At 37.9% G+C, this 15,639-nt stretch carries 13 protein-coding genes and 2 pseudogenes; 5 read left to right on the top strand and 10 right to left on the bottom strand.

Features of this window, described 5'->3' with window-relative positions:
* From ACK1JC_RS09730 to rimI, 3 genes and pseudogenes are all read left to right on the top strand, one after another.
* Positions 1-76: pseudogene (locus tag ACK1JC_RS09730) on the top strand (elongation factor Tu); the annotation flags it as partial.
* A 1,603-nt stretch (positions 77-1,679) separates the two neighbouring features.
* Positions 1,680-2,561 carry a metal-dependent hydrolase gene (locus tag ACK1JC_RS09725; RefSeq protein WP_409511672.1) on the top strand — a complete coding sequence of 294 codons (882 nt, stop codon included), beginning with the start codon at positions 1,680-1,682 and terminating at the stop codon, positions 2,559-2,561.
* A gap of 110 nt (positions 2,562-2,671) precedes the next feature.
* Positions 2,672-3,130 carry a ribosomal protein S18-alanine N-acetyltransferase gene (rimI, locus tag ACK1JC_RS09720; RefSeq protein WP_409511671.1) on the top strand — a complete coding sequence of 153 codons (459 nt, stop codon included), beginning with the start codon at positions 2,672-2,674 and terminating at the stop codon, positions 3,128-3,130.
* 42 nt (positions 3,131-3,172) lie between these two features.
* Here rimI and ACK1JC_RS09715 read toward each other — a convergent pair whose 3' ends face one another.
* From ACK1JC_RS09715 to trxB, 4 genes are all read right to left on the bottom strand, one after another.
* Positions 3,173-3,988, bottom strand: coding sequence for an arginyltransferase (locus ACK1JC_RS09715; RefSeq protein WP_409511670.1), 816 nt, complete (start codon positions 3,986-3,988; stop codon positions 3,173-3,175).
* A 24-nt stretch (positions 3,989-4,012) separates the two neighbouring features.
* Complete coding sequence (aat, locus tag ACK1JC_RS09710) at positions 4,013-4,744, bottom strand: leucyl/phenylalanyl-tRNA--protein transferase (RefSeq protein WP_409511669.1); 732 nt, start codon at positions 4,742-4,744, stop codon at positions 4,013-4,015.
* Positions 4,745-4,855: 111 nt separating this feature from the next.
* Positions 4,856-6,406 carry a class I SAM-dependent methyltransferase gene (locus ACK1JC_RS09705; RefSeq protein WP_409511668.1) on the bottom strand — a complete coding sequence of 517 codons (1,551 nt, stop codon included), beginning with the start codon at positions 6,404-6,406 and terminating at the stop codon, positions 4,856-4,858.
* Between the two features lie 125 nt (positions 6,407-6,531).
* Positions 6,532-7,485 carry a thioredoxin-disulfide reductase gene (trxB, locus tag ACK1JC_RS09700; RefSeq protein ID WP_409511667.1) on the bottom strand — a complete coding sequence of 318 codons (954 nt, stop codon included), beginning with the start codon at positions 7,483-7,485 and terminating at the stop codon, positions 6,532-6,534.
* A 275-nt stretch (positions 7,486-7,760) separates the two neighbouring features.
* Here trxB and ACK1JC_RS09695 point away from each other — a divergent pair, with 275 nt between their 5' ends.
* Positions 7,761-10,913, top strand: coding sequence for a DNA translocase FtsK (locus ACK1JC_RS09695; protein WP_409511666.1), 3,153 nt, complete (start codon positions 7,761-7,763; stop codon positions 10,911-10,913).
* A gap of 76 nt (positions 10,914-10,989) precedes the next feature.
* On the opposite strand, the gene ACK1JC_RS09690 is transcribed toward ACK1JC_RS09695, so the two are convergent.
* Positions 10,990-11,277, bottom strand: a complete 288-nt coding sequence (locus ACK1JC_RS09690; RefSeq protein ID WP_409511665.1) for a PA4642 family protein — start codon at positions 11,275-11,277, stop codon at positions 10,990-10,992.
* Between ACK1JC_RS09690 and ACK1JC_RS09685 the strand changes: the two genes are divergently transcribed.
* Positions 11,276-11,422 carry a hypothetical protein gene (locus ACK1JC_RS09685; protein ID WP_409511664.1) on the top strand — a complete coding sequence of 49 codons (147 nt, stop codon included), beginning with the start codon at positions 11,276-11,278 and terminating at the stop codon, positions 11,420-11,422. The genes ACK1JC_RS09690 and ACK1JC_RS09685 overlap by 2 nt on opposite strands.
* Positions 11,423-11,564: 142 nt before the next feature.
* Here the strand turns inward: ACK1JC_RS09685 and minE are convergent, their stop codons facing one another.
* The 5 genes and pseudogenes from minE to ACK1JC_RS09660 all read right to left on the bottom strand — a co-directional run bounded on the left by minE (position 11,565) and on the right by ACK1JC_RS09660 (position 15,588).
* Positions 11,565-11,837 (bottom strand): cell division topological specificity factor MinE, encoded by a 273-nt coding sequence (minE, locus tag ACK1JC_RS09680; protein ID WP_409511663.1) that lies wholly within the window; start codon positions 11,835-11,837, stop codon positions 11,565-11,567.
* 2 nt (positions 11,838-11,839) lie between these two features.
* Positions 11,840-12,652 (bottom strand): septum site-determining protein MinD, encoded by an 813-nt coding sequence (gene minD, locus ACK1JC_RS09675; RefSeq protein WP_409511662.1) that lies wholly within the window; start codon positions 12,650-12,652, stop codon positions 11,840-11,842.
* 66 nt (positions 12,653-12,718) lie between these two features.
* Positions 12,719-13,441, bottom strand: coding sequence for a septum site-determining protein MinC (minC, locus tag ACK1JC_RS09670; RefSeq protein WP_409511661.1), 723 nt, complete (start codon positions 13,439-13,441; stop codon positions 12,719-12,721).
* 125 nt (positions 13,442-13,566) lie between these two features.
* Positions 13,567-14,535 (bottom strand): annotated as a pseudogene (locus ACK1JC_RS09665) (preprotein translocase subunit SecA); the annotation flags it as partial.
* 129 nt (positions 14,536-14,664) lie between these two features.
* Positions 14,665-15,588, bottom strand: a complete 924-nt coding sequence (locus tag ACK1JC_RS09660; protein WP_409511660.1) for an acyltransferase — start codon at positions 15,586-15,588, stop codon at positions 14,665-14,667.
* Positions 15,589-15,639 lie beyond the last annotated feature (51 nt).

Below are 15,639 nucleotides of genomic sequence, written 5' to 3'. Positions count from 1 at the left end.
CCCAGGTCTACGTTTTGCGATCCGTGAAGGTGGTCGTACAGTTGGTGCTGGTGTTGTTGCGAAAGTAACTGCATAATCACTGCTGTGTAAAAAATGCTCCCTTTGGGAGCATTTTTTTTGCTACATTTTTAAATAGAGAGTAAATTGATTTAGTTTTTTGATATGAAAAAATAACTTAAATAGAATAACTTTAACTTAGCTCAAATTCTGCTTATCAATTAATCTCTTATTTAAACGGACATGTTTTGGTGAAGTATTAAACCAACTATTAATAGCCCTTGTGAATATAGACTGTTCGGAAAGCCTAAAATTCCTGCCAATTGACTCATTAGGATTTGAGTTTCCCATAATTATTGTAAAGCTAACTCTTTACGAGTTCATCTGTAATTTGATCGAAAGAAGGCTTTACATACACTTACATTAAATTTTTCATTTAGATTACAGAAATATCGAGAAAGAAAATCTTGAGTAACTTCACGTAAGGCGGGATTAGAGCTATGAGGTTGGCATGTTGAAAAGCACGATGGTGAAGAAGCAGTGTTGTGGTACGTTCTTGATTGACTAAAATAGGTGCTTCAAAAAAGCGTTGGTAGATAGTGATTGATATAATTGGATTGATAGCATAAAAATTATTTTAGCCAATTTTCAACGAAAATTAATCATTAGCTAGTTGATTTTTTTGAAGAATAAAATGGTGAAACGTACAAGTTTACCTGTAATTATTTTATTTCGGCACTGGATATTATAACCACGATCAAGGTCATTCGCCGACATTTAAAGACAGTGAAGACTTAAAAGAGCAGATCATTCATCCACAGTTTTGCCTGAAAATTTAGGCTATAAAATAAGCGTGTTGTTGTGATCGTTAGCGGTGAAACAGTTGTAACTTTGGATGCCATCAACGCAAAGTGAACAACGCACATTACCATGCTACAGCGCTCAATGAGCTATGTTTTTAGTATTCCAAACCAAGATACAATTTTGGATGCATGCATGCGTATTTTGCCTGAATCCTTGGTTTATAAAATGTTCCGTAAACGTAATATTTTTCTAAAATGGAGCTTATATAAAGGCGCATGTTATTTTCCAAAGCAAATGTGTTCGTATTAACTTTTAAGTGTGGAAAAACAATTGGGGGATTCGGAAAATATGAGCCATTTTACGCAGAAGTATATACCTTGGAATAGGCAGTCATCTGACTACAGTGAAACCTGTTGCATTGGCAAGTGAAAATACTAGTCAAAGTGTTATTTCAGGCTTACAGACGGACTATGTGCAATGTGGTGATCATACTTTGCCACGCCAAGGGGAATCGAAAGAATAGTTTTTGAGTCATCATTTTGAAACAAGCATAGAAATATTTAAGCAATCTATGGATTGTCTTGATTTGGTCAGCAATACCAAGCAGTTAAGCTAAAAATGCACATGTAATATAAATAAAGAAGGGAAAATAGAGCATTTAGCTCCATTTTTTATGAATTATTGGAAATAAAGTTTTTAAGGCTATCTCGTGGTATTGAATGTAAATTGTAGGACAATCTACTAGTAAAACTGTCCTAAAGTGACATTCTGATGTCCCGCGTAGCAATTATCGTCTATCTAAAAAAAAGTAATATAAGAAATAGAAAAACAAACATAAAAAATTGTGGTACAGACTGTATCCAATAGGAGTAAATGCAATGAATGCAAAAGTAACGATTTCTAACCGTGCAGGGGCATCATTTCCTGTCCGCCGTATGAATTTTGATTTCAATGATGTGCCTGAATATTGGGCAAAAAATTCTGCAGGTATCACTCACTTTATGACGGCATTGTCAGCACTCTTTCCCGACGGTGAAAAACTGTTCATCGATTCTGTTCGTGCGGTGCGCTATCATCCTGCAATTAAAGATAATGAAGTATTACAGAAAGAAATAAGTGCATTTATTGGACAAGAAGCAATGCATACACAAGAGCATGTCAATTTTAATGCCTCTGCGAAAAAATTTGGACATGCTGTTGATAAATATGAACGTGAAACTGGACGTCTGATTCAAGGCGCACGAAAAGCTTTTGCAAAAGTAGTGAAGCCATTTGGTATGACACAAGAAATGGTCGACTTGACGGCAACAACTGCACTTGAGCATTTTACGGCAACGATTGCTTCTCAATTACTGATTAATGAACATATTCAAAAACTGATGACCGATCCAACCATGTCTTTTATGTGGTATTGGCACGCGGTCGAAGAAAATGAGCATAAAGCTGTTGCATTTGATGTATATGAAGGTGTTTTTGGTAAGGGGATAAAAGCATACGCTTTGCGTAGCTCGGCACTGATTTTTGCTATGACCTTGATTTTTATTGCACAATCTTCTTTTGTGATACGTCTGCTTAAAGATGACGGGAAATTAAATTTAAAAGAATTGGGTATGATTTATAAATATGCTTATAGTCCTTCAAAAGGAATTATTGCGGGTATGACCAAAGAAATGTTGGCGTACTTTAGACCGAGTTTCCATCCTAATGATTTAGATACAGTAAGTTTGCTTGAACATTGGAAAGCAAAGTTAGGTATTTAATTATTTTAGACGCTAGGCATTTAATTGATTAGATTAATCACAGAATAAGGTTCAATAAAGATTGGTATTTTCCTATAATTAAAGAACTTATATTTTAAAGATGAACGAAGATGATTCGTTTGATGCAAAACACTGATTTGGTTGCAGTGACACAGATTGAAAAACTGGTTCAAAGCCATCCTTGGACGCAAAAACAGTTTGAGGAATCGATTGCTTCTTATCAAAGTACGGTGATTGAAGTGCAGGGGGCGGTTGTGGGTTTTTGTATTTTGCAACCCGTACTTGATGAAGCCAATTTGTTACTGATGGCAATCCATCCTTCACAGCAAGGAAAAGGTTTGGGTTATCAATTGCTTGATCAGTCTATCGCGATGCTTAAAAATGATCCGATACAAATTTTTCTTGAAGTTCGTGAATCGAATCTGGCTGCGATTGCATTGTATGAAAAAGCTGATTTTCATCAGATTGATTTACGTAAAAATTATTATCCGCTTGAAAAGGGTGGGCGTGAGCATGCTGTGATTATGGTACGAGCATGTAGTGATGATTTTTCAAAACTTTTTGGTTAATCTATTATTAAAAACGAGCAGAATTAAAATATGAACCTATGATTATTTAATCATAGGTTCATTCCATTCCGAGGGTAGAGTCGTCATGAGCATATCGCCCAATTGTCTAATTTCTTCGGCATCTAAATGACGATTGATGCGACGCCATTGTCCATCGAGTAATAATTCAATGGGTGCATACTGTGATTTATAGTTCATTTTACGAGAATGTGGCACCCAATAGCCCAAATAAACATAGGGTTGCTCTAGGCTTTGAATATATTCAATTTGTTTTAATACTGCAAATACACCAAGCGAACGGTGACTTTCATCTGGATCAAAGAAAGTATACACCGCAGATAAGCCATCATCTAACATATCACAGGTCGATACACATACGAGGCGATCATCTTTCCATAATTCAATAAAGAAACTTTCAGCACAGCTTTGAATCAGAAATTTTTCAAACTGATCATAACTTGGTGGGAACATATCACCATCGGCATGGCGTTCCCGAATGTAACGTTCATACAGTTGATAGTGGGTAATGTTTGCATTTTGGGTTGATGTGATTTTAAGGGTGAGATCTTGGTTTTTTTTCCATGCCTTTTTTTGTGCGCTATTACGTTTGAAATCTGCAACAGGAACACGTGAAGATAAACACTGGCGACATAGATGGCATTCAGGTCGGTAAACAAAATCACCACTACGTCTAAAACCGGTGCGAGATAGTTCAGATAAGGTAACCACATCAATACGTTGGGCAGGGTCTAGAAAGACCATGCGAGCAGATTTTTGTTCTAAATAACTGCAATCGTGTGGTGGTGTAATGTAATACTGCAAGTCATTGAGTAGGGACTTTGGATGATAAGAATTCATAGTGTTTGTCCCTCTTTTATATTATCAATCCGTCATACGCGCATTTAACGCTATTGTTTTACTTGAAAATACACGGTCTTGATATCTTTTCCAATCTATAGCAGGTTGTTTTACAACATCTTGTAACGATTTTAAGTAGTTTTGACGAGAAATTGTACTCGCACCGAGGCTTAACAGGTGATCATTGACCAATTGGCAATCAATCCATGGCAATTGATTTTCTTGTCCAATGAGCATTAATACATAAAAAGCCATTTTTGATACATCAGTTTGGGTACTAAACATCGATTCACCAAAACAACCTTTGCCAATGGTGACGCCATATAAACCACCAACTATTTTGTCTTGATTCCAAACTTCGACGCTATAGGCATAACCCGCTTTAAACAGAGCACAATAACCTTGGATAATATCTTCTGAAATCCATGTTTCATCGGCGTAGGTGCGAGGTAGTGAACATGAACGAATCACATCTTCAAAAGCATGATTAATTGTTATGCGATAATCTAATTTTTTCATGTTACGAATAAGTGACTTACTTGGATGATAGTCTTCGGAGCGAATAATGCAGCGTGGTTCAGGACTCCACCAACAAGTCGGTTCACCTTCTGAAAACCATGGAAATAAACCATGTGTGTAGGCTTCATACAGTGTTGAGGGTTCAAGATCGGCGCCAATACAAATCAATCCTTCTTCATCAGGATCAGCTTCAATAGGGTCGGGGAAAGTAAACATAGAAGGAGGGAGTGTGGTCACGGTTCAGCCTTGAAAACGGATCAGGCTTTATAGTAGCTGATCCATTTGTAGAAAGTCCAAGTCTGAGTCAATGTTCTTTAGTATTGAAGCAATATCAATATGTTGATTGACTTAAGCAAAAAGCTGTAACTGACGAGCAATTTTCAACTTATCACTATTGATGAATAACTCCGCTTTTTTCTGAATAATTTCAATACTTTGTTTTAATTCAGAAACACTTTGCCCCTTTTCATCGAGAACTAACCAGCCAAGTTGAGTGATGACATCTTGTACATAGTGGGCAAGTTGTTTTGTACTCTTTAAGCCATCGACAAAATGAGCACGATAGAACAGTTGTGAAAAATGATCAGTTGGAATACCTATACCGGTTATAGGGCTTGCCAGTACTTGATAGTTTGCATGAAAACTTGCTTGATGCAGAATGTGACTATTGAGCTGTTGTGTATATTGAACTAATTCAGTGCTCGGTTCAGATTGGCAAGGTTGCATATGTCCAAGATGGCATAAAATGACTACTGCATTGAGCACCTGCGCATAATTATGTTGAGGTAGTGCTTTTTCTAAGTCTGATAAAAGAATAGGTTGATAATCTAACTTTTTGAAGTGTTCAGAAAGTGGTTGATAAATATCTTGAATCAGATTGAATTCACCTAAGTAACCATTAATAGTTGTGGGTAAGCTTTCAGGAGATGTCAGTAATACAAAAGCAGTATTTCTAAGTTGTTCTTGTGTTTGAAGCGCCGTTAAATTATTTTTGCCACGAATAAACAAATCTTTGCGGAATTGTGTATTTGCAAAATAATCTCGGCATTGCTCTTTGAAAACAGGGTGATCAATTTGATTCAGGAAATTTTGATGCTCTGCTGAAAAGTTGATATTGTCTAAATGCGTATTTAAATCGGTTGAACCTGCATAAGAAAGTTTGGCTTCCTCCATAATCCGTACAACTTGTTGGAAAGAAAAGCATTGCCAATCTTGGTTCAGATATTCATGAATTAAGTAATTTGGATTTTGTTTTTGTAATTCTTTGACTTTGTTCAATGCATTCGGATTACGTTTAGCAAAATTCGGTTCTTGTTCCAATAATGCTTCAGAAAATGCGAGGGAATCCTTCACTTTCTGAATCGGATTGGTACTTGTGCTGTTAAATTTAAAATGGCTGTGGAAAAGCTCACGGATCGGCATATTTGCAGCCCAACCCGTAACGCAATTATAGCTAATATAAACAATACCATTTGGCTTTAAGAATTTACGAATAAACTTGAGAATAATGCCTTGATTTTCATGGCTGATCCAACTCCAAATACCATGTAGGCTGATTGAGTCAAATTGTGGTAAGTCTTTATTGAGTAATTCTTCAAAGCTATCATCATAAAAATGATGTGGTGCTTGGCTATATTCAGCTACCTGATTGGCATGACCTGCATGGGCAGGATTAAAATCGGTACCAAAGAAATGTCCAAAAGATGCCGCAGCATGGATATTTAAACTGACGCCTTGACCAAAACCAAGCTCGCAATGTGCTTGTGTTGCTGTACTGGTTGGGCAATCGACACCATTTAATAATAAGCAAAATTTTTGATAGTTTGGGCTTAAATCACGGTAATAACCATAGGTGTAATTTACTTCAGTTTGATAGCCGTCGGTCCAATTTGTTGTCATTATGATCCCTGTGTAAAAATTATGATGAGAGCACAACTGTTATAAATCAAAAATAAAATAACCGCCATGTAGACGGTTATTTTTAATGTAAAAAAATCAAATAATGTGACATAATTTACATAAAATCACTCAATACCATCAAGGAAACGGTCTGCATCAAGCGCAGCCATACAGCCTGAACCCGCCGAGGTAATTGCTTGGCGATAAACGTCATCTGCAACATCACCTGCGGCGAATACACCTGGAATAGATGCGGCAGTTGCATTACCTGCAGTACCACTTTGAACTTGAATATAGCCATTCCGTAGTTCAAGCTGACCTTTAAACATAGTTGTATTTGGTTTATGACCAATCGCAACAAATAAACCTGATACATCAACAGTTTGAGTTGCTTCATCTTGAGTTGATTTTAAACGAACACCAGTAACACCAGAAGTCGCTTCACCTAAAACCTCTTCAACTTCATGATTCCAAATAATGCTGATTTTGCCTTCTTTCTCTTTTTCAAATAAATGATCTTGAAGAATTTTTTCAGAACGCAATTTGTCACGGCGGTGAACTAAAGTTACGTGTTCAGCAATGTTTGATAAATACAAGGCTTCTTCAACCGCAGTATTACCACCACCAACAACCATCACTTTTTGGTTCTTATAGAAGAAACCATCACACGTTGCACAAGCACTTACGCCTTGACCCATATAGGCTTGTTCAGATTCAAGACCTAAATACTGTGCTGTTGCACCTGTGGCAATAATTAAGGCATCACAAGTGTAATCGCCCATATCGCCTTTGAGTACGAAAGGACGCACATTCAGTTCAACTTCATTGATGTGGTCATATAAAATTTCTGTACCAAAACGTTCTGCATGTGCTTGCATACGTTCCATCAGTGCTGGGCCCGTTAAACCTTCAGGATCACCAGGCCAGTTGTCCACTTCAGTGGTTGTCGTGAGCTGACCACCCAATTGCATACCTGCAATGAGTGTCGGTTTTAAGTTGGCACGAGCAGCATAAACTGCAGCGCTATAACCTGCAGGGCCAGAACCTAAAATAATTAAACGTGAGTGACGAGCGCTCATGTACAGAATCCTTTTTTATTTCAGAAATACACATTTTGAGAAAATTATACGTGAAACTGAGTCGAAGTGTTGTGTCTTTGATGTCGATAATATTGATCATCTAAATCGAATTGAGCTATATAGTGCTTATATACAATAAAGATAACAACATACTTCAGTTTGTATGCATCTTTTTTGAAAGAACATGTGCATAATATTGCATACATTTCTGAGTTGAAGATGGCACTGACCATCAACAAAAGAATATTAATCAACAATGGGTTACAGGACAGCATATGACTGCGGTGTCGAGTGTTTATGCACAGCGCTTTATAATTACGATATTCTTGATTTCATTTGGTATTTTTCTGTTTTTAGCAACAGTCACCTATACACCATTTGATCCAGGATGGATGCATATTTCTAGTGATACACAACAGGTATCAAATACCAGTGGTGTAACAGGTGCATGGATTGCAGATATGCTGTTTGGCTTCCTTGGATGGGCAAGCCTGCTGATACCTGTATATTTCTTTCTTGAAGCTATTCAACTTTGGTGGCCACATAGTTTTTTAAGTCGTCCATTTCGCTATGCAGCACAGTTCTTTATATTATTGACATTATCCACGTTAATTTATTTGTTGTGGAATGTGCCAGCAGATACGCTTGATAATGCCTCAGGCGGTATTATTGGTTATGAGTTGGGTGAAAGCCTTTCTCAGCTCATTACTATTTATGGTGCAGTACTGTTTTTATTGGTTTTATTGACAGTTCTAGCAACGCTTGCATTTGGTATTCAGTGGAATAAAACATGGGTGACACTCAAAGCAACGCCAGCATATTTACAAGATTTATTTTATAAAAATGTGCCTGAAGAAGAGTCAGCTTATGATTTGACAACCTCATCGACAAAAGCAAAGGACCCTAGTCCTGCGAATGTCCAAGAACAGAAAAAAACAGTGATGCCTACAGTTCAGACCGAACCTGAATTTATTGAGGTAGATGCGGTTGAGCAACAAGTTCGAGATGCACGTCATGAACGTGTAGCAGAACAGTTATTTGATGATATGTTGGATCATGAATATGATCAAAATGCTTTCCAAGTAGAGCCTAAAGATGACATAGAAGTTGCACTCGCACGTGCACAGCAAGTTAGAAATGATCGTCCGCATGTTGTACCAACAGGTGAAGTGTGGAAAGCATTAAATACTGAAAAAGACACTAAGCAAGAAATTGATGCTTTATTACGTGAAGCAGAAGATAAGCCCGTTACAGTTTATAATTCGGCACATCCATCATTAAGTGAACAATTACACAGTCAACACGCACAAAAACCAACATCGAATATTGATTGGGATAATGATGAAGTCTTTGATGAATTACTCTCAGTTGTTCCAGATGGTAAGACGGCAACAGATATTCATCAGCCATATTCACATAATAACCAACAAATAAACAATTCAATAGCGCATTCGCTAGAGCAACCAGCTGAAGCTGCTTTTGAGTTTCATTCAGCTGTAATAGACAGTACTGTTAAAAAAGTGAATTCGCAGGATCAATTGGCATCTGAGTTAGATGACCTAGCTTCACTTGCAGATGAACCTACTCATTTTTCAGATCCATCGGTTTTGTCTGTAACATCACCAGTTGAGCCACCACAGCAATCAATTCGTACTACAAGCAGCTATGCGCAATCATCGCCATTGGTTAAAGCAGAAATTCAAACCAATTTTCAGGGGGGGAATGAAACTTTAATACCAGCATCAAATTTGTCAGATGAAGAAAAACAACGAGTTGCTTCAGATAAAGATGCCTTTAGAGATGCATGGAAGGGTACAACAGGCAATGTTTCAGATTTAGATACCGCATTGGATGAGGACGATGAATTTGATTTAGATGCACCATTGACCGATGCACATGGACGTCCAATGTCACGTTCAATGCAAGTAGCACAAAAACGTCGTGATTTATCTCCCTTACCTGGTTTTGAGTTACTTGATAAAGTTGATCCAAATAAAAAAGTCAATTTTACTGAAGAACAATTGGCACGACTTTCAGAATTATTGGAGATTAAACTTCAAGAATTTAACGTGAAAGCAAAAGTGATTGAAGCGCAGCCAGGACCTGTCGTGACTCGTTTTGAACTAGATTTGGCGCCAGGTGTAAAAGCTTCGAAAGTGACCAATATTTCGCGTGATCTTGCTCGTTCAATGTCTATGGCTTCAGTTCGTGTGGTGGAGGTCATTCCAGGCAAGCCGTATATTGGTATTGAGGTGCCAAACAGTACCCGTGAAATGGTGCGTCTAATTGAATTGGTGGAAACGGCAGCATTTTCAGATTCATCTAGTATATTGTCCACAGCAATGGGTAAAGATATTTCGGGTAATCCCGTCATTACAGATATGGGTAAAGCACCACATATGCTTGTTGCAGGGACAACAGGTTCGGGTAAATCGGTTGCTGTCAACTCCATGATTTTGTCGATGTTGCTGAAATATACGCCAAATGAATTACGTTTGATTTTAATTGACCCGAAGCAACTAGAACTTGCTAACTATAACGATATTCCACACTTGTTAACGCCTGTTGTGACGGATATGAAAGATGCTGTCAATGCATTGAATTGGTGTGTCAATGAAATGGAACGACGTTATAAATTAATGTCATTCTTAAAAATTCGTAAACTTTCTGATTATAACCGTAAAGTCGAAGAGGCCATTGCCAATGGCGAAGAGCTGATTGATCCAACATGGAAAGCCAGTGATTCTGTTGTTGGGGAGCGTGCGCCTCGTTTGATGCCATTACCGTCTATTGTCATTGTGGCAGATGAATTTGCAGATATGATCATGCAAGTGGGCAAAAAAGCGGAAGAAATGATTACGCGTTTGGCACAAAAATCTCGTGCTGCAGGCATTCATTTATTACTTGCGACACAGCGTCCATCAGTGGATGTGATTACAGGTCTGATCAAAGCCAACATTCCAACCCGTGTGGCATTACGTGTAAATAGTAAGATTGACTCACGTACCATTTTGGATGCAGGTGGTGCAGAAGATTTACTTGGTCATGGTGATATGCTCTTCCTTGGGCCAGGTAAAATTGAGCCTGAACGTGTACATGGTGCATTTATTTCAGACGATGAAGTAAATCGTATTTGTGATGCGTGGCGTGAACGTGGTGAGCCAAATTATGTCGATGAAATCTTAACGCCATTTGATGAAGAGCCAACAAGTCGTGGCTTTGAAGATGGTGATAGTGATCCAAGTCGTGATGCTTTGTACGATCAGTGTGTTTCTTTTGTTTTAGAGACTAGAAAAGTTTCAGTGTCATCGTTACAGCGTAAGTTTAGTTTGGGCTATAACCGTGCTGCACGTATTGTGGATCAGATGGAAGAAAATGGCATTGTGAGTGGGCAAGGTGCCAATGGTAAGCGAGATATTTTGGTTTAACGTGTTTCCCATAAGTCATTTTTAAAACATAAAAAACCTGCTAACAAGCAGGTTTTTTATTGGGTCATTTATAGATTTAAGCAAATTTAGCTAAGACTTCTAAAAACTCATTTTTATGACGAGGATACTGTGCAATCACATCATGAATGCGTTGACCTTCAGGATTGGTTGCGTTGATATCACGACCATTGGCTTTAAACTGAGTCAAAAGACGCTCATAGTCAGCAGGGCGCATATGTTTAAATGCATGTGCTAAAACATGAAAGTCTGCATTGACATCGGCAGGAGGCAGTTGCTCTAAGTAGGCAAAAACACGCTCGTCTGACCATTCTTCATTGAACGTTGCTGGCTGTGAAAGTGCCATGGCAGCATCTCCTCAAAATAAATTTTTTAAAATTAAAGATTCAAATTTTTTGCATCATACAGGGCTTTTGCTTTTTACTTTATCATCAAAAATGCAAAGCTTAGATGAAAATCATGCAATAAGTAATCTGACAACAGAATCATGACCATTCATTACTTGTGAAATGAATGTGAACCTGCAAAAAATGTCATGAAAAAGAGCAAAATATTGAATGGCTGAAAATTATTTTCCAAAACCTACTTCATATTTTGCCCTGATTCAATTCAGTTGACTAATCAATAATGAAATTAACGTTCTTCAGGTAAATTGATATTCATCTCAAGCATTTCAATGTTCGCTTCAGAACGAACAGACATTTGAATATGTTGCTCATCTACACCACGAACATAACGATTGACCACCTGCATGATCTCTTTCTTCATTTGGTCAATTTTATCTTGGCTCAAACGTTTACCTAAACCATTTTCAGAAGCAACAATCACTTTTAGACGGTCTTTCGCAGTTTGTGCACTCGTCGGTTTATCATCATTGCTGAAAAGTTTACTCCAGAATCCTGCCATCTTTACGCTCCAAATAGTCGTGCTAACCAGCCTTTTGGTTTCACGGTAATGTGACGGTAAGGGCGATCTTCACCTAAGAAACGTGCGACAAGATCATCATACGCTTGACCTGCCTCTGACTCTGTAAACAGAATCACAGGTTTACCTTCGTTTGATGCTTGTAGAACGCTTGGGCATTCTGGAATAACACCTAAAGTAGGTACACGTAAAATGTCTTTAGAAATATCATCAATCGTCAACATTTCTTGTTTATCTGCACGTTCAGGGTTGAAGCGTGTGATACATAGATGCTTACGGATACGACCTTCATTATTTTCGACTTTTTTGGTTTTGCTATCAAGCATACCAATAATACGGTCTGAGTCACGTACAGATGAAATTTCAGGATTGGTTACAATGATCGCTTCATCAGCATGATACATAGCTAAAATTGCACCACGTTCAATACCAGCAGGCGAGTCACAAATAATGTAATCAAACTCTTGTGAAAGTTCATCCATAACACGTGCAACGCCTTCATCTGTTAAAGCGTCTTTATCACGTGTTTGTGATGCGGGTAAAATATAAAGATTTTCAATGTCTTTATCACGAATCAACGCTTGTTGTAGGCGTGCTTCGTTATTTAAAACATTAACGAAGTCATAAACGACACGGCGTTCACAGCCCATGATCAAATCGAGATTACGTAAACCTACATCAAAATCAATAACGACAGTCTTATGACCACGAAGGGCCAAACCTGTTGCAAAAGATGCGCTTGTTGTGGTTTTACCCACGCCACCTTTGCCTGATGTAACAACAACAATTTTGGCCACCGAATCCACTCCTGTTATGGTCATTGCCCCTTAAATGGGGCTTTTTATGGTGTATAATTTATAACATTAAAATTGCAAAGGCTGGAACTCAAGTTCCTGCTGATCATTCAAATAAATATGAACTGATTGCTTGATTACGTGCTGGGGAATGTCATCTGCAACACAATATGTCCCAGCAATGGAAACCAATTCAGCTTCTAGCGAATGACAAAATATTCTTGCAGCCGTGTTACCGCCTGCACCCGCAATGACTCTACCACGAACACTTCCATAGATATGTATATTTCCTGATGCAATGACTTCAGAACCACTGTTGATGCCTGCATTTAAAATAATATCACCATGATCTTGGACAAGGCATTGACCTGTACGTAAAATCTCATCATGGTACGAAGTTGTATGGCTAATCACTTTTTTTACTGGTTCAGCGACTGTTTGAGGCTGAATTGTTTCTGTTGTAATGACAGGTGTTTCGACCACTTGTTCTTTTGTCGGTTTAATGCGTTGCAATGGGCGATCAGCAGGAACAATTGGAAACTGAATTGCACGTGCTTGATCACTCAGTAAACCATCAACAACACCAATTGGTTGTAGCTCCAGACTTACAACAAGCTGAATAAGTGCAATTAGCTCCTGTTCAACAGTTGTATCAAGTACAACTAACGCCCCTTGGTAAGAGGCTTCGCCCATCATTTTGTTGAGTTGCTGGCGGATGGCATCATGATCATTGGTTTCGAAAGTTAATCGATTACTATGAAGCATTTTGCCTGTAATCCGTAAATCAGCCATAGTTATTCCTTAAAAGGCTTGTGACCCAAAGTTTTAATCTGAAGTTCAAATTGTAAAATAGCGCAAATCCTAGAACAAATTGATGGAATTCTCCACCCAAGATACAAATAATTGCAAGGGATTGATTATTCTTTAACTTGATCATTTTTTTCTAATACAAGTTGCCATTGTTTAATTTTTACCTGCTTCCGCAGAGATTCTAAACTTTCATGGACCACAGATTCAACTAATTCTTCAAGCTTCTGATTTTCAATATTTAAATTGCTTACTTTTTCAGAAATTAACTGATAAGTGGTATTGGGTTGCAATACGGAGCCAGATGTAAAGGGCTCAATGAGGCCTTGAGTAATATTTTCACCAAGTTGTTGACCAATATTCTGAATTTGATTTTCGATCATTCCACCTGCAATTGGAATCAAGCGTAAAAGTTGGGTAAGTTGAGGTGTGTCCTCAATAGCTTGTCGTACAATTTGCCCAACACCATCACCAATCTGTTGTTGATAGGCTTTAAGTTCAACAGCAAGAGATTCTTGTAAAATTTCTGCTAAAACCACACTAAACATTTCTCGGTGATGGTCAACCAAATCATGAATAATTTGTTTGTGGGTTGAACTGGTATCTAATTCCTGTTTAATACCATCAATCACAGTAATCACAACACGATCTGAGAGTTCTTCCATAATGACACTATAGTAAAAAAGAATTCGCTTTTTTAGGCCGTCAGGAATGACTTTATAGCCTAACTCATGGACACGGTAACCAATCACGACAACTCGTATTAAACGTAAAAAGCGTAACATTGGGATGATGGCTAAAATTTCATACCAATGAATAAATGGAAAGAAGAACCAACGGGCATGATGTTTATTGATGATTGCAATAAACCAACGAACGCCTAGTTCTACACATAAAAAAATGATAAACCAACTTTCCGTAATAATGACCCAAGGATGTAATTCAGTTTTGTAATATTGAAGAACTTGAGGTAAATGAATTTCATTGAAAAACCAATTTCCATAGCTACTCATTAAAAAGGCATTGGCAGCCAAGCAGAACAGGTTGAAGACAATAATAAACATCATGAAAATGTCATAGCCAAAGGCAATCCACCAACCTAATGTCTTTTTATTTTTAGGTAACATTGAATGGTAGTTGTGAGGTGCCTGTTCTGTATTATTCATTGAAACATCCGGTACTTAAGGTGGTTCACTCAGAGGGAAGGTCTAAGAGGTTGAGTGATATCGCTGTTTGATTTGAGTAATCAATTGATCTTTTTCCCGCCATAAATCATCGACCCATTGCTGAAATTTCTCACGGTATTCTGCATCATCTTCGTAATCACCGCCAATGACCCAATCGGGAATATTAATTTTTCGCATATTTACAACAATGCGAGGGACTTCACCGAGCCAAAACTCACCATAACCAGGCACACCATCAGGATAGACAATCGTCATATCTACAAAGGCATCTATTTGCTGACCTAAAATATTCAATGCTAAAGCTAAACCGCCAGCTTTAGGTTTGAGTAGATTTTGGAAGGGAGATTGTTGTTTCGCTTTTTTTTCAGCGGTAAAACGTGTGCCTTCTAAATAATTAAGTAGGGTAAAGGGTTGGCTGAGTAAATGTTCACATGCCTTGCGTGCTTCATCCATATCCTGATATTTCAAGGCAGGATTTTGAGCAATTTGTTCTTTACTATGGCGTTTCATCATCGGAAAGCCAAGTATTTTAAAAGCTTGTCCAACAAAGGGAATGAAAATAAGTTCCCATTTGGTGAAAAAACGCGTCAATGGCATACGAGTTAAACCAAAGTATTGAGTGACGGTCGTATCGACCCAGCTTTGATGATTACATGACATCAAATAGCGACCTTGCATATTTAAATCAAGTTCAGGATCTATGCTGATGTCCCACTTTGTTTCAGGCAAGACATGATCAATCAGCCAATTGTTGACACCAATCCAACTATTTGTAATTTGAATATTGGTTTCATCAACTTTTTTAGACTGTTTAAAAAGTTTGGTTAAGCCAAGTGTAAGCACTGGTGGACCATGAAAAAAAGTACTGCCTGTAATGACTGAAGTTACAGTCAAGCCTTTGGTTATTTTTTTCAATAAGGATTGTTGTTGTTTCTGTAATGCCATGGAAATGTCCCGAATTAAAACGTTTCACCCAAAAATGTGCTTTAAATATAG

It is taken from the genome of Acinetobacter sp. TY2 (assembly GCF_046269225.1).
Classification (GTDB): domain Bacteria; phylum Pseudomonadota; class Gammaproteobacteria; order Pseudomonadales; family Moraxellaceae; genus Acinetobacter.
The sequence above is the reverse complement of the archived record's forward strand: the minus strand, read 5'-3'. Positions and strand labels throughout refer to the sequence as shown.

What these genes read in the sequence shown, in the direction of transcription:
- ACK1JC_RS09725 (WP_409511672.1), top strand. Translation starts at nt 1,680, where the DNA reads ATGAATGCAAAAGTAACGATTTCTAACCGTGCAGGGGCATCATTTCCT.
- rimI (WP_409511671.1), top strand. Translation starts at nt 2,672, where the DNA reads ATGATTCGTTTGATGCAAAACACTGATTTGGTTGCAGTGACACAGATT.
- trxB (WP_409511667.1), bottom strand. Translation starts at nt 7,485, where the DNA reads ATGAGCGCTCGTCACTCACGTTTAATTATTTTAGGTTCTGGCCCTGCA.
- minE (WP_409511663.1), bottom strand. Translation starts at nt 11,837, where the DNA reads ATGGCAGGATTCTGGAGTAAACTTTTCAGCAATGATGATAAACCGACG.
- ACK1JC_RS09690 (WP_409511665.1), bottom strand. Translation starts at nt 11,277, where the DNA reads ATGGCACTTTCACAGCCAGCAACGTTCAATGAAGAATGGTCAGACGAG.
- ACK1JC_RS09715 (WP_409511670.1), bottom strand. Translation starts at nt 3,988, where the DNA reads ATGAATTCTTATCATCCAAAGTCCCTACTCAATGACTTGCAGTATTAC.
- ACK1JC_RS09695 (WP_409511666.1), top strand. Translation starts at nt 7,761, where the DNA reads ATGACTGCGGTGTCGAGTGTTTATGCACAGCGCTTTATAATTACGATA.
- ACK1JC_RS09705 (WP_409511668.1), bottom strand. Translation starts at nt 6,406, where the DNA reads ATGACAACAAATTGGACCGACGGCTATCAAACTGAAGTAAATTACACC.
- ACK1JC_RS09660 (WP_409511660.1), bottom strand. Translation starts at nt 15,588, where the DNA reads ATGGCATTACAGAAACAACAACAATCCTTATTGAAAAAAATAACCAAA.
- minC (WP_409511661.1), bottom strand. Translation starts at nt 13,441, where the DNA reads ATGGCTGATTTACGGATTACAGGCAAAATGCTTCATAGTAATCGATTA.
- ACK1JC_RS09685 (WP_409511664.1), top strand. Translation starts at nt 11,276, where the DNA reads ATGGCAGCATCTCCTCAAAATAAATTTTTTAAAATTAAAGATTCAAAT.